The organism is Mycoplana sp. ABR4_002, assembly GCF_056159645.1.
Window position 1 is genome coordinate 198639 of sequence record NZ_JBSWVO010000001.1, and the last position, 13311, is coordinate 211949.

Annotated in this window: 11 protein-coding genes; 6 read left to right on the forward strand and 5 right to left on the reverse strand. The window is 66.8% G+C overall.

All coding sequences use genetic code 11. From position 1 onward, the window contains the following. Positions 1–54 precede the first annotated feature (54 nt). The 5 genes from ACXAGF_RS00935 (at position 55) to ACXAGF_RS00955 (ending at position 4759) form a co-directional block, all read left to right on the forward strand. Positions 55–1185 (forward strand): TRAP transporter substrate-binding protein, encoded by a 1131-nt coding sequence (locus ACXAGF_RS00935; RefSeq protein ID WP_475013774.1) that lies wholly within the window; start codon positions 55–57, stop codon positions 1183–1185. A gap of 78 nt (positions 1186–1263) precedes the next feature. After that, positions 1264–1845, forward strand: coding sequence for a TRAP transporter small permease subunit (locus ACXAGF_RS00940; RefSeq protein ID WP_475013776.1), 582 nt, complete (start codon positions 1264–1266; stop codon positions 1843–1845). Continuing rightward, on the forward strand, positions 1842–3260 hold the full coding sequence (locus ACXAGF_RS00945) for a TRAP transporter large permease (RefSeq protein WP_475013778.1): 1419 nt from the start codon (positions 1842–1844) through the stop codon (positions 3258–3260). The genes ACXAGF_RS00940 and ACXAGF_RS00945 overlap by 4 nt, the downstream gene beginning before the upstream one ends. After that, positions 3250–4602, forward strand: a complete 1353-nt coding sequence (locus ACXAGF_RS00950; RefSeq protein ID WP_475013779.1) for an amidase — start codon at positions 3250–3252, stop codon at positions 4600–4602. Before ACXAGF_RS00945 ends, ACXAGF_RS00950 begins: the two co-directional genes overlap by 11 nt. 1 nt (position 4603) lies before the next feature. Next, complete coding sequence (locus ACXAGF_RS00955) at positions 4604–4759, forward strand: hypothetical protein (protein ID WP_475013781.1); 156 nt, start codon at positions 4604–4606, stop codon at positions 4757–4759. Between the two features lie 82 nt (positions 4760–4841). Here the strand turns inward: ACXAGF_RS00955 and ACXAGF_RS00960 are convergent, their stop codons facing one another. After that, complete coding sequence (locus tag ACXAGF_RS00960) at positions 4842–5333, reverse strand: acyl-CoA thioesterase (protein WP_475013783.1); 492 nt, start codon at positions 5331–5333, stop codon at positions 4842–4844. Between the two features lie 185 nt (positions 5334–5518). Here ACXAGF_RS00960 and ACXAGF_RS00965 point away from each other — a divergent pair, with 185 nt between their 5' ends. After that, entirely contained in the window at positions 5519–7078 is a 1560-nt protein-coding gene (locus ACXAGF_RS00965; protein WP_475013784.1) for a D-aminopeptidase, read from the forward strand. An 8-nt stretch (positions 7079–7086) separates the two neighbouring features. Here the strand turns inward: ACXAGF_RS00965 and scpA are convergent, their stop codons facing one another. From scpA to ACXAGF_RS00985, 4 genes are all read right to left on the reverse strand, one after another. Then, positions 7087–9228, reverse strand: a complete 2142-nt coding sequence (gene scpA / locus ACXAGF_RS00970; RefSeq protein ID WP_475013786.1) for a methylmalonyl-CoA mutase — start codon at positions 9226–9228, stop codon at positions 7087–7089. A gap of 95 nt (positions 9229–9323) precedes the next feature. Then, entirely contained in the window at positions 9324–11330 is a 2007-nt protein-coding gene (locus ACXAGF_RS00975) for an acetyl-CoA carboxylase biotin carboxylase subunit (RefSeq protein WP_475013787.1), read from the reverse strand. Between the two features lie 2 nt (positions 11331–11332). Further along, complete coding sequence (locus tag ACXAGF_RS00980; protein WP_475013789.1) at positions 11333–11710, reverse strand: hypothetical protein; 378 nt, start codon at positions 11708–11710, stop codon at positions 11333–11335. Between the two features lie 15 nt (positions 11711–11725). Continuing rightward, entirely contained in the window at positions 11726–13258 is a 1533-nt protein-coding gene (locus tag ACXAGF_RS00985; RefSeq protein ID WP_475013791.1) for an acyl-CoA carboxylase subunit beta, read from the reverse strand. Positions 13259–13311: the final 53 nt, after the last annotated feature.

Below are 13311 nucleotides of genomic sequence, written 5' to 3' on the forward strand. Positions count from 1 at the left end.
ACCATGGCAAAACAAAGGCAGTAACACTGCCGTTTTTATGACTGGGAGGATGCAATGAAAGAACAGGGAACCGTTTCACGCCGTTCGTTTCTTGCGAAAGGCGTTCTTGCCGGCGGCGCGGCCGCGGCCGGCAGCCTCGCGGCGCCGGCGGTGCTGGCGCAAGCGCCACTCGTCATGAAGATGCAGACGTCATGGCCGGCATCGGACATCTGGATGGATTTCGCGCGTGAGTACACGACCCGGGTCGAGGAGATGTCGGGCGGCCGGTTGAAGGTCGACCTGCTGCCGGCCGGTGCCGTCGTCGGTGCCTTCCAGGTGCTGGACGCCTGCAATGACGGCATCCTGGATGCGGCCCATTCGGTGCCGGTCTACTGGTACGGCAAGTCCAAGGCGGCGTCGCTCTTCGGCACGGGGCCGGTGTTCGGCGGCTCGGCGACGACGATGCTGGCCTGGTTCAATGCCGGCGGCGGCGCGGAGTTCTACCGCGAGCTGACGCAGGACGTCCTCGGCCTCAACGTGGTCGGCTTTCTCGGCTTCCCGATGTTTGCCCAGCCGTTCGGCTGGTTCAAGAACGAGGTGAACACGGTCGCCGACGTTCAGGGCTTCAAGTACCGCACCGTTGGGCTGGCAGCTGACCTGATGCAGGCGATGGGCATGTCGGTCGCCCAGTTGCCCGGCGGCGAGATCGTTCCGGCGATGGAGCGCGGCGTCATCGACGCCTTCGAGTTCAACAACCCCTCCTCGGACATGCGCTTCGGCGCCCAGGACGTGGCCAAGAACTACTATCTGTCGTCCTATCACCAGGCGTCGGAGAGCTTCGAGTTCCTGTTCAACAAGGACTTCTACGATGACCTCGATCCGGACCTGCAGGCGATCCTGAAATATGGCGTCGAGGCGGCGTCGACCGCCAACACGGCTTCGGCCATGGACAACTACTCGGCCGATCTGGCGAAGCTGCAGAACGACGGCGGCGTCACCGTGCGGCGCACGTCGAAGGATATCCTCGATGCGCAGATCAAGGCCTGGGATGGCCTCATCGTCGAGCTGGAGAAGGACGAGTTCATGAAGAAGGTGCTCGACAGCCAGCGGGCGTGGGTCGAGCGCGTCACCTATTACGAGCTGATGAACTCGCCTGACTACGCGCTCGCCTATGAGCACTATTTCCCCGGCAAGCTTTCGCTCTGAGCAGGCGGGCAAGGTCGATGAGATCCCGGCGGGTATTCCGCCCGCCGGGTTGCTGTTCGCCAAGAGAGAAGCGCCTTCATGATCTCCTTCATCCGCTTTGCAGACGCCCTGTCGGCGTGGTTCGGCAAGGCCTTCGCGTGGCTGATCGTGCTGATGACCTTCGGCACGGGCTACGAGGTCTTCGTCCGCTACCTGCTGAACAGCCCCACCCCCTGGGCGCTTGACGTCTCCTTCATCATGTACGGCACGCTCTTCATGATGGGCGGCGCCTACACGCTCTCGCGCGGCGGCCATGTGCGCGGCGATTTTCTCTACCGGCTCTGGCGGCCGCGCACCCAAGCGATGGTCGACTTCTTTCTCTATCTCTTCTTTTTCTTTCCCGGCGTGACCGCGCTGATCCTCGCGGGCTGGAAATATGCCGCCCGCTCCTGGCAATACGGCGAGGTCAGTGTCAACAGTCCGGCCGGGATCCCGATCTTCCAGTTCAAGACGGTCATCGTGGCCGCGGGACTGCTGCTTTTCGTCCAGGGGATCGCCCAGCTGTTCCGCTGCGTGCTGTGCATGCGCGACGGCTACTGGCTGGTCGCCGAAGAGGACATCGAGGAGACCGAGACGCGTCTCATCAAGGAACATCTGCACGAACAGGAGCCCGGCAAATGACCGATCCCCAGGTCGCCCTGTTCATGTTGGGCATCTTCATCCTGATTGTTTTCCTGGGCTTCCCGATCGCCTTCAACCTGATGGCGCTGGGTATCGGCTTCGGCTACTACGCCTACTACGATCCGAGCCGCATGTGGCGCGCCTACAACCGCCTCGACGAGACGGCGGGCTGGTGGGATAGCGCGCGGTTATGGGTCGAGGGTCTGTTCAACAACCGGATCTTCGACCTGTTCGTCAACCAGACCTACACGGTGATGTCCAACGACGTGCTGACGGCGGTGCCGCTGTTCCTGTTCATGGGCTACATCGTCGAGCGCGCCAACATCGTCGATCGCCTGTTCACAACGCTCAACATCGCCTCCAAGAACGTGCCGGGCTCGATGGGGGTCGCAGCGCTCGTCACCTGTGCCCTGTTTGCGACCGCAACCGGCATCGTCGGGGCGGTCGTCACCTTGATGGGCCTGCTGGCGCTGCCGGCGATGCTGAAGGCGCGCTACGACCAGTCCTTCGCCTCCGGCATCATTTGCGCCGGCGGAACGCTCGGCATCCTGATCCCGCCGTCGATCATGCTGATCGTCTATGCCGCAAGCTCGGGCGTCTCGATCGTCAAGCTCTATGCCGGTGCCCTATTGCCCGGCCTGACCCTGGTCGGCCTCTATCTGGCCTATGTGGTCGGCCGATCGATACTCCAGCCCGCGGTCGCGCCCCGCCCGACCGCGGCCGAGGTGCCGGACGTGCCGCTGGTCAAGGTCCTGGCAATGCTGGTGGTGTCGTTCTTCCCGCTTGCCTTCCTCATCCTGGCCGTGCTCGGCTCGATCCTTCTCGGGTTGGCCACGCCGACCGAGGCCGCCTCGATCGGCGCGCTCGGGGGCATGGCGCTGGCGGTTGCCTATCGGGCCATGACCTGGCAGCGGCTGCGCGAGAGCGTCTATCTCACGGTGCGCACGACGGCAATGGTGTGCTGGCTGTTCGTCGGCTCGTACACGTTCTCCTCGGTGTTTTCCTATCTCGGCGGCGAGCAGCTGATATCCGAGTTCGTCCAGGGGCTTGACCTGACGCCCTTCCAGTTCCTCATACTGGCCCAGATCATCATCTTCCTGCTGGGTTGGCCGCTGGAGTGGTCGGAGATCATCATCATCTTCGTGCCGATCTTCCTGCCGCTGCTCGGCCTGTTCGATATTGATCCGCTGTTCTTCGGCATTCTGGTGGCGCTCAACCTGCAGACGTCGTTCCTGACGCCGCCGATGGCGATGTCGGCCTACTACCTGAAGGGAATTGCGCCGCCGGAGGTGCGCCTGACGCAGATCTTCTCCGGCGTTCTTCCCTATGTCGGCATGGTGTTCATCGCCATGGCGCTGATGTACGCCTTCCCGCAGATCGTCTTCTACCTCCCGGAGCTGTTCTATGGCCGTTGATCCGTCGATCGCCGCACTGGAGGCGGTAGTCCTGCGCGACAGGATCGCCGCGGGCGCGTTGAAGGCCGTCGAGGTCGCCGAGGCCCTTCTCGCGGTCACCGCCGCACGGGAGCCGCAAATCCGCGCCTGGGCCCATCTTGACGCCGATCACGTGCGCAACCAGGCCCGTGCGCTCGACGCCTATCGCGCCACCGGTCGGCCGCTGGGCCCGCTGCACGGCGTCCCGGTCGGCCTGAAGGACATCATCGACACTGCCGCGATGCCGACGGAGAACGGCGCGGCTGCCGACAAGGGGCGCATCCCGGCCAAGGATGCCGCGGTCGTTCGCCGGCTAAAGGCGGCGGGGGCGATCATCATGGGCAAGACCGTGACCACCGAGCTCGCCTATCTCGAGCCGGCGGTCACCCGCAATCCGCATCATCCAGATCACACGGCCGGCGGCTCTTCGGTCGGCTCGGCGGCCGCGGTTGCCGCGGGCATGGTGCCGCTGGCGGTCGGCACGCAGACGGGCGGCTCGGTGATCCGGCCCGCTTCCTATTGCGGCGTGGTCGGCTTCAAGCCGAGTTTCGGGACGATTGCCAGAGCGGGCATCCTGATGCAGTCGCCAGCGCTCGACACGGTCGGCGTATTCGCCCGCAGCATCGCCGATGTCGCCCTGCTGGTCGACGTGCTGTTCGGCGACGATCCGGAGGACCGCTCGGCCGTGCCGGCGCCGCCGCCGCCGCGGCTGCTGGAACGGGCCCAGGCGGACGCGCCGGTCCCTCCGGCGTTCGCCTTCGTGCGCACCCCGTTCTGGAGCGAGGCCGAACCGGCGATGCGGGCCGGCCTGGAAGAGGTGGCGGGGCTGCTGGGGCGGCATTGCTTCGAGGCCGAACTGCCGGCGCCGTTTGCCGAGGCGCTCTCCGTCCGCGAGACCATCAACCTCGCGGAGATGGCGAAGTGCTACCATCGCTACGGCCGCGACGAGGGCGCCGGGCTGTCGGACACGCTTCGCCAGGCGCTCGCACGCGGCAATGGCATCCTGGCACGCGACTACATCACCGCGCTCGACTGGCCGGATGTTCTCAATGCCGGCCTTGACGCGATATTCGGCCGCTGTGACGCGATCCTGACGCCGGCGGCGCCCGGCCCCGCGCCGGCCAGCCGGGCCACGACGGGGTCACCCAGCTTCAACGGGTTGTGGACCCTTTGTGGCCTGCCGGCGGTTACCTTGCCGCTGCTGTCGGACGTCGGCCTGCCGATGGGTGTGCAACTGGTCGGTCGCCGCGGCGACGACGGCCGGCTGCTCCGGACGGCCAACTGGCTCGGCCGCTTCCTCGCTGCACCGAAGAAGGAGACATGAGATGCGAAACCTGGGCCTTTGCGTCTTCGCCCTGGCGGTGCTGACCGCCTTTCTCGGCATTCTCCTCTGGAAGGTCTACCGCCTCGACCTGACCATCGTCGTCGCATTGACGCTGGGCATGGCGTACTACGATTTTCTGCGCAAACAGAGCGGCTGAGCCAATGGGCCATCGGCGCGGCCGGGTTGGGCGGGCGTGGTGCCGTTCACCGGGCGCGGGCAGGCCGGGATGACAGCCGCACTCACTCCGGGGCCTCGGTGACATCCCTGAAGCGCGTCTCGAATTCGTGGCGCAGTGCGCGGCGCTCCTCTGCCGCCCGCGCCCGCCGCTTCTTGGTGTCCGTGTCGAGCGCCAGCGTTGGCACCGCCGTCGGCCTGCCCTCGGCATCGACCGCCACCATGGTGAAGTAGCAGGAGTTGGTGTGGCGCCGCTCGCCGGTGCGGATGTTTTCCGCCTCCACCCGGACGCCGATTTCCATCGAGGTACGCCCGGCAAGGTTCACCGAGGCCCTGAAGGTGACGAGTTCGCCGACATGGATCGGCTGGCGAAACACCACCTGATCGACCGACAGCGTCACCGCGTATTGCTGCGAGAAGCGCGAGGCGCAGGAATAGGCTACGCGATCGAGCAGGTTGAGCAGCGCGCCGCCATGCACCTTGCCGGAGAAATTCGCCATGTCCGGCGTCATCAGCACCACCATTTCGAGCTGGCTTGGGTCGTGTGCGCGTTCCATGTCGGTACCCCTCGGCAAAGAGCCCGGGCAAGCGGGCCGGATAGGCGCAACTCTATTGGCTCGCATCGGCCGCGGAAAGATATCTGTTGGCGGCGGCGTCCGTACCTGCCCGCCATCCGTTGTCAGTGCCGCCGGGTCGCGGTAGCAATCGGCGCCACGATCCGCCTCCAGCCGAGAGCTCGTCCATGTCCGATTTCGATTCCGCCGCCCTCGAGGCCATGATCCGGTCGCTTCCCGGTCGCTTCAACGGTCCCGGAGGCGTCGTCGGCATCGTCAAGGATGGAGAGGTGCTCCATCGCCAGGCCTGGGGGTTTGCCGATCTCGACCGGCGCGTTCCGATGACCGCCGGGACGCTCATGCCGGTCTGCTCGATCACCAAGCAATTCACCTGCGCCGCGCTGCTCGATGTCGTCGGCGATCCGGCCCTGCTCGATGGCGCGCTCGCACACCGCCTGCCGAACCTGGAAGGCCGGTGTCCGACGGTCGCCGACCTGTGTCACAACCAGTCGGGCCTCCGGGATTACTGGGCGCTGACGGTCCTCCACGGCGCGCTGGCCGATGGCGTCTTTGCCCGCGAGGATGCCGCGCGGCTGTTTGCCCGCATGCGCAAGACCCAGTTCGAACCGGGCCGTCACTATTCCTATTCCAACGGCAATTTCCGCATTCTCTCCGATCTGATCGAGGAGGCGGCTGGGGCGTCGATGGCGGAGGTCTACCGCGAGCGTTTGTTTGCCCCGGCCGGCATGGGGACGGCCATGCTCGCGGCCGACACCGCAGCGCCGCTGAACGGGGTCGTCGGCTACGAGGGCAACGAGGGGACCGGCTTCTTCCCGGCGACCAACCGCATCTACTGGTCGGGCGACGCCGGGATCGCCGCTTCATTGGATGACATGCTCGCCTGGGAGCGCTACATCGACCGCACGCGCGACGATCCGGGCGGCCTCTACAACCGGATCGCGGCGCCGCAGTCCTTCGCCGATGGAACGGCGTCGCGCTACGGCTTCGGCCTGTCGCACGAAATGCTCGACGGGATTGCGCTGACCGGCCACGGCGGCGCGCTGCGCGGTTTTCGTGCCCGCCGGCTGCACGCGGCCTCCGAGCGCCTTTCCGTGATCGTCATGTTCAACCACGAGGCGGACGCCCATGCGGCGGCGCTGGCCGTGCTGCGGGCCGCCCTCGGCCGGTCCGAGCGCCCGGCGGCGACGCGGCGCCCGGCGTCCGGATGGGCGGGCGACTATGTCGACCCGTCGACCGGGCTGCTGTTGCGGATTGCCTCCGTTCATAGCGGCCTGAGGGTACGTTTCGCCACCGCGCCCGATCCGGTCGCGATGGGGGCAGACGGCGTGGCGCGGTCTCCGGCCGTGTCGCTTGTGCGCGACGGCGACAGGGTTGTGATGGAGCGGCCCGCGGAGAACCTGCGCGTCACCGCCAGCCGCGTCCGCCCCGGGCTACGCGACGACATCGCCGGCCGATACGTTTCCAGCGAGTTGGATGCGTCCTTCGAGATCGTCTTTGCCGGCGGCGCCTGGTACGGCGCATTCGCCGGATTTCTCGGCGAGGGCGCGATGCACCCGATCCATCCGGTCGGGGAGGACGTGTGGCGGCTGTCCTGCCGTCGCTCGCTGGACGCGCCGGCGCCCGGCGACTGGACGCTGCTGGTGCGCAGGGATGCCGCCGGCGCGGTGTGTGGCCTGAGCGTCGGCTGCTGGCTGGCCCGCCATGTGGAGTACGTCAGGGCGGGCTGAGCCGCGCGTCAGACGTTGCGCCGCCGCCCTTCGAGCAGGTCGAGAACGGAGTTCGCGGCGTCGATGACGTTGGTGCCGGGGCCGAAGACGGCGGCGACGCCGTGCTCTTCGAGGAAGCGGTAGTCCTGGCGCGGGATGACGCCGCCGCAGACGACGATCACCTCGCCGCCGCCCTTCTTCTTGAGGTCCTCGACCAATTGCGGCAGCAGCGTCTTGTGGCCGGCCGCGAGCGAGGACACGCCGATGACGTTGACCTTCTCGGACAGCGCCATCGACGCCGCCTCTTCCGGGGTCTGGAACAGCGGCCCGGCAAGCACCTCGAAGCCGATGTCGCCGAAGGCCGATGCGATCACCTTGGCGCCCCGGTCGTGCCCGTCCTGGCCGAGCTTGGCGACCATGATCTTCGGCGCGTGGCCGAGCCTGCCGGACAGGCCGGACATGCGTTCCTTCAGCACCGCGAGCTCCGGCTCGTCGCGATAGGCCTCGCCATAGACGTCCCGGATCACCTCGGGCGTCGCCGCGTGGTCGCCGAAGGCGCCGCGCATGGCGTCGGAAATCTCGCCGACGGTGGCGCGTGCGCGGGCGGCCTCGACGGCGGCGGCGAGCAGGTTGCCCTTGCCGCTGCGCGCGACCTCGGCCAGCGCCGCCAGCGCCTCGCTCGCCTTCGTGCCGTCGCGCCGGCGCCGGGTGTCCTCGATCCGCCTGATCTGTGCCGCGCGCACGGCGCTGTTGTCGATTTCCAGGATGTCGATCGGCTGCTCGTTCTCGAGCCGGTACTTGTTGACGCCGACGATCACCTCTTCGCCCTTGTCGACCGCCGCCTGTCGTCGCGCGGCTGCTTCTTCGATCAGCCGCTTTGGCAGCCCGTCGTTGACCGCCTTGGTCATGCCGCCCAGCCGCTCGACTTCCTCGATCAGCGCCCAGGCCTTCTCGGCCATCTCGTTGGTCAGGCTTTCGACATAGTAGGAGCCGGCCAGCGGATCGACCACCTTGGTCACGCCCGTCTCGTGCTGCAGGATCAGCTGGGTGTTTCGGGCGATGCGGGCGGAGAATTCGGTCGGCAGCGCGATCGCCTCGTCGAAGGAATTGGTATGCAGCGATTGCGTGCCGCCGAGCGCGGCCGACATCGCCTCGAAGGCGGTGCGGATGACGTTGTTGTAGGGATCCTGCTCCTGCAGCGACACGCCCGAAGTCTGGCAATGGGTGCGCAGCATCAGCGAGGACGCCTTCTTCGGCTCGAACTCTTCCATGATCCGGCTCCAGAGCAGCCGTGCCGCCCGTAGCTTGGCGGCCTCCATGAAGAAGTTCATGCCGATCGCGAAGAAGAAGGACAGGCGGCCGGCGAATTCGTCGACGTTGAGCCCCTTGGCGAGCGCCGCGCGCACATACTCCCGCCCGTCGGCGAGCGTGAAGGCCAGTTCCTGCACCAGTGTCGCCCCTGCCTCCTGCATGTGGTAGCCGGAGATCGATATCGAGTTGAACTTCGGCATTTCTCTTGCCGTGTACTCGATGATGTCGGCGACGATCCGCATCGAGGGCTCGGGCGGGTAGATGTAGGTGTTGCGGACCATGAACTCCTTGAGGATGTCGTTCTGGATGGTTCCGGACAGTTCCGCCCGCGGCACGCCCTGCTCCTCGCCGGCGACGATGAAACTGGCAAGGATCGGGATCACCGCGCCGTTCATCGTCATCGACACCGACATCTCGTTCAGCGGAATGCCGTCGAACAGGATCTTCATGTCCTCGACCGAGTCGATCGCGACGCCGGCCTTGCCGACGTCGCCGACGACGCGCGGATGGTCGCTGTCATAGCCGCGATGGGTGGCGAGGTCGAAGGCGACGGAGAGGCCCTTCTGGCCTGCGGCGAGATTCTTGCGATAGAAGGCGTTGGATTCCTCGGCCGTCGAGAAGCCGGCATATTGCCGGATCGTCCACGGGCGGCCGGCATACATGGTGGCGCGCGGTCCGCGCACGAACGGCGCCTCGCCCGGCAGCGCATCGAGATGGTCGATGCCCGCGAGATCCGCGGCGGTATAAAGCGGCTTGACGTCGATCCCTTCCGGCGTGCGCCAGACGAGGCTCTCCGGCGCGGCCTTCAGTTCGCGCTCGGCCAGCTTGCTCCAGCGTTCCGGAAAGATCTTGGTCGTCATCGTCGCTGTCCTGTCATTTGTTGCGTTGCCGCCGCGGCGATCGCCGGCAGCCGTCGTGCTGAAGCCATCCTACACCCGACGTCGGGCCGGGGGTGCTATTCGAACTCCATGATGATCTCGTCGACGGCGAGGCTGGCGCCCACGGAGACCGGGACCCGCTTCACCACCGCCTTCTTCTCGGCGCGCAGGATGTTTTCCATCTTCATCGCCTCCACCGTGGCGAGCGCCTGGCCCGCCTCGACGGTCTCGCCTGCCGCGACCGCGATCGCCGTGATCAGTCCCGGCATCGGGCAGAGCAGCATCTTCGAGGTGTCGGGCGGCAGCTTGACCGGCATCAGTCCGGCAAGCTCGGCCACCCGCGGCTCGCGCACACGGGCGGTGACGTCGATGCCGTGCCAGCGCAGCCGCAGCGCTTGGCCGGTCTGGTTGACCTTCACGCCCATCGGCGCGCCGTCGACGACAAAGATGGCATGCGTCTGTCCGGGCAGCCAGTCGCTGCGGATCATGACCGCGTCGCCATTGTCGAAGGTGGTGCGCCAGGCCTCGCCCTCCTGCGCCAGCGTCACGGCGACAGGCTCGCGTCCGAGGGCGACGACCCATTGCTGGCCGATGCGGCGGCGATGGTTGCCGATCGTGCCGGAGATCTTCGTCGCCCGGCGCTGCAGGCGGTCGTTGACCAGGGCCGCGACCGCGGCGAGCTTTCGGCGCGACGCCTCGTCCGCCTCCACGCCGCCGAACCCGTCCGGAAACTCCTCGGCGATGAAGGCGGTGGTCAGCCGTCCCTCGCGGAAACGCTCGTTCAGCATCACCGCCGACAGAAAGGGCAGGTTGTGGCCGATGCCCTCGACCTCGAAGTCGTCGAGCGCCCGGCCCATGGCCGCGACGGCGGCGGCGCGGTCCGCGCCCCAGCTGCAGAGCTTGGCGATCATCGGGTCATAATACATCGAGATCTCGCCGCCCTCGTAGACGCCGGTGTCGTTGCGGACCACCGTTCCATCCTCGTGCCGGCCCTCCGCCGGGGGGCGATAGCGCGTCAGCCGACCGATCGAGGGCAGGAAGTTGCGATACGGGTCCTCGGCATAGAGCCGGCTCTCGATCGCCCAGCCGGTCAGCGTCACGTCGTCCTGTCCGAAGGACAGGGTCTCGCCCGCCGCCACCCGGATCATCTGCTCGACCAGATCGATGCCGGTGACAAGTTCCGTCACCGGGTGCTCGACCTGCAGGCGGGTGTTCATCTCGAGGAAATAGAAGTTGCGCTCGCCGTCGACGATGAACTCGACGGTTCCCGCCGAGTGGTAGCCGACGGCCCTGGCCAGTGCGACGGCCTGTTCGCCCATGGCGCGTCGGGTCGCCGCGTCGAGGAACGGCGAGGGAGCCTCCTCGATTACCTTCTGGTTGCGGCGCTGGATCGAACACTCGCGCTCGCCGAGGTGGAGCGTGTTGCCGTGCGTGTCGCCCAGCACCTGGATCTCGATGTGGCGCGGCTGGGTGACGAACTTCTCGATAAAGATGCGGTCGTCGCCGAACGCGCTCTTCGCCTCGTTCTTCGACGACTGGAAGCCCTCGCGCGCCTCGCGGTCGTTCCAGGCGATGCGCATGCCCTTGCCGCCGCCGCCGGCGGACGCCTTGATCATCACCGGATAGCCGATCGAGGTGGCGATCCTGACCGCGTCCTCGGCGTCCTCGATCAGCCCCATGTGGCCGGGCACGGTGTTGACGCCGGCCTCGGCCGCGATCTTCTTCGAGGTGATCTTGTCGCCCATCGCCTCGATCGCGCCGACCGGAGGGCCGATGAAGGCGATGCCTTCCTCTTCCAGCGCCCGGGCGAAGGCGGCGTTCTCCGACAGGAAGCCGTAGCCGGGATGGACTGCGTCCGCCCCGGACTGGCGGACAGCCGCGAGGATGCGGTCGATGACGATATAGGATTGGCTCGACGGCGCCGGCCCGATATGCACCGCCTCGTCGGCCAATTGCACATGCAGCGCGTCGCGATCCGCGTCCGAATAGACCGCGACGGTGGCAATGCCGAGCTTCCGCGCCGTCTTGATGACCCGGCAGGCGATCTCGCCGCGGTTGGCAATGAGGATTTTGTTGATCGCCAAGGCTAGATCTCCATCACGTCTTCAAACGATTCCGGGAAGGAGGCGCGGGCCACCTTCTCGTCAATGACCAGCAATGCCTCGTAGGAGGTCGGGTCGAAGTCCTTTTCCGCCGCCACCACCTCGCGTCCGAAGAGCAGGTTGAGCCGGGCCGCATCGAGATTGCCGCGCTCGAAAGGTTCCGCGCCGAATTGATGCCAGAGCGCATGCAAGAAGGCCGCATCGATCTTGTGCTCGGCCGAACCCGGCCGGGCGCGCCGCGGCAGCGCCTTGACCGGCGTGACGCCCTTCGGATTGGCCCGGCGGATGGTGAACTGGACGCCCGTGCCCGGCATGCCGGACGGGAAGCCACGGTGTTTTGTCATGTCGGGAAGCTTGGCCATGATCCGGACCTTCCCTCACAACGGAATCGTGTCGTGCTTGCGCCAGCGGGTGTCCACCTGCTTGTTGCGCAGCGCGGCGAAGGCGCGGGCGATGCGCTTGCGCGACGAATGCGGCATGATCACCTCGTCGATGAAGCCGCGTTCGGCGGCGATGAAGGGGTTGGCGAAGCGCTCCTCGTAGTCCCGCGTCCGCCCCGCGATCTTGTCCGGGTCGCCCAGTTCCGAGCGGTAGAGGATCTCGGTCGCACCCTTGGCGCCCATTACCGCGATCTCGGCCGTCGGCCAGGCGTAATTGACGTCGGCGCCGATATGCTTCGACGCCATGACGTCATAGGCGCCGCCATAGGCCTTGCGGGTGATCAGGGTCACCATCGGCACCGTGGCCTGGCTGTAGGCGAAGAGCAGCTTGGCGCCGTGCTTGATGACGCCGCCATATTCCTGCGCCACGCCCGGCAGGAAGCCCGGCACGTCCACCAGCGTCAGAAGCGGAATGCTGAAGGCGTCGCAGAAGCGCACGAACTTTGCCGCCTTGCGCGAGCTGTCGATGTCGAGGCAGCCGGCGAGCACCATCGGCTGGTTGGCGACGACGCCGACGGTCTGGCCCTCGAGGCGGATGAAGCCGGTGACGATGTTCCGGGCAAAGTTCTCCTGCAGCTCGAAAAAATCGCCTTCGTCGGCGATCGCCAGGATCAGTTCCTTCATGTCGTAGGGCTTGTTGGAGCTGTCCGGGATCAGCGTGTCGAGCCGGGCCTCGAGCCGGGCCGGATCGTCGTGGAATGGCCGCACCGGCGGCTTCTCGCGGTTGTTGAGCGGCAGGAAGTCGAACAGCAGCCGCACATGCTCGAGCGTCTCGATGTCGTTCTCGTAGGCCGCGTCGGCCACCGAGGACTTCTTCGTATGCGTGCCAGCGCCGCCCAGTTCCTCGGCCGTGACGATCTCGTTCGTCACCGTCTTCACCACGTCCGGGCCGGTAACGAACATGTAGGAGCTGTCCCGCACCATGAAGATGAAGTCGGTCATGGCCGGCGAATAGACCGCGCCGCCGGCGCAGGGGCCCATGATGACCGAGATCTGCGGGATCACGCCGGAGGCCTCGGCGTTGCGGCGGAACACCTCGGCATAGCCGGCGAGCGAGGCCACGCCCTCCTGGATGCGGGCGCCGCCGGAATCGTTGAGGCCGATCACCGGGGCGCCGTTGCGCACGGCCATGTCCATGATCTTGCAGATCTTCTGCGCATGCGTCTCCGACAGCGAACCGCCGAGCACGGTGAAGTCCTGCGAGAACACATAGACCTGGCGGCCGTTGATCGTGCCCCAGCCGGTGACGACGCCGTCGCCGGCGATCTTCTGCTCGGCCATGCCGAAGTCGACCGCGCGGTGGGTGACGTACATGTCGTATTCTTCGAACGAGCCGGGGTCGAGCAGCACCTCGAGCCGCTCGCGCGCCGTCAGCTTGCCCTTGCCGTGCTGCGCGTCGATCCGCTTCTGCCCGCCGCCGAGATAGGCTTCGTCGCGGCGCGCCTGCAGTTGCTCGAGTATGGGGCGCATGCTTCCTCCCTGAATTCGGTGTCGGCGCGCATTATGCCGATCTTTGCCCATTG

Bases quoted from the DNA above. Each gene is read 5' to 3' on its own strand.
- ACXAGF_RS00960 (WP_475013783.1), bottom strand. From the start codon at position 5,333: ATGGAACGCGCACACGACCCAAGCCAGCTCGAAATGGTGGTGCTGATG.
- ACXAGF_RS00980 (WP_475013789.1), bottom strand. From the start codon at position 11,710: ATGGCCAAGCTTCCCGACATGACAAAACACCGTGGCTTCCCGTCCGGC.
- ACXAGF_RS00985 (WP_475013791.1), bottom strand. From the start codon at position 13,258: ATGCGCCCCATACTCGAGCAACTGCAGGCGCGCCGCGACGAAGCCTAT.
- ACXAGF_RS00965 (WP_475013784.1), top strand. From the start codon at position 5,519: ATGTCCGATTTCGATTCCGCCGCCCTCGAGGCCATGATCCGGTCGCTT.
- scpA (WP_475013786.1), bottom strand. From the start codon at position 9,228: ATGACGACCAAGATCTTTCCGGAACGCTGGAGCAAGCTGGCCGAGCGC.
- ACXAGF_RS00935 (WP_475013774.1), top strand. From the start codon at position 55: ATGAAAGAACAGGGAACCGTTTCACGCCGTTCGTTTCTTGCGAAAGGC.
- ACXAGF_RS00950 (WP_475013779.1), top strand. From the start codon at position 3,250: ATGGCCGTTGATCCGTCGATCGCCGCACTGGAGGCGGTAGTCCTGCGC.
- ACXAGF_RS00955 (WP_475013781.1), top strand. From the start codon at position 4,604: ATGCGAAACCTGGGCCTTTGCGTCTTCGCCCTGGCGGTGCTGACCGCC.
- ACXAGF_RS00940 (WP_475013776.1), top strand. From the start codon at position 1,264: ATGATCTCCTTCATCCGCTTTGCAGACGCCCTGTCGGCGTGGTTCGGC.
- ACXAGF_RS00945 (WP_475013778.1), top strand. From the start codon at position 1,842: ATGACCGATCCCCAGGTCGCCCTGTTCATGTTGGGCATCTTCATCCTG.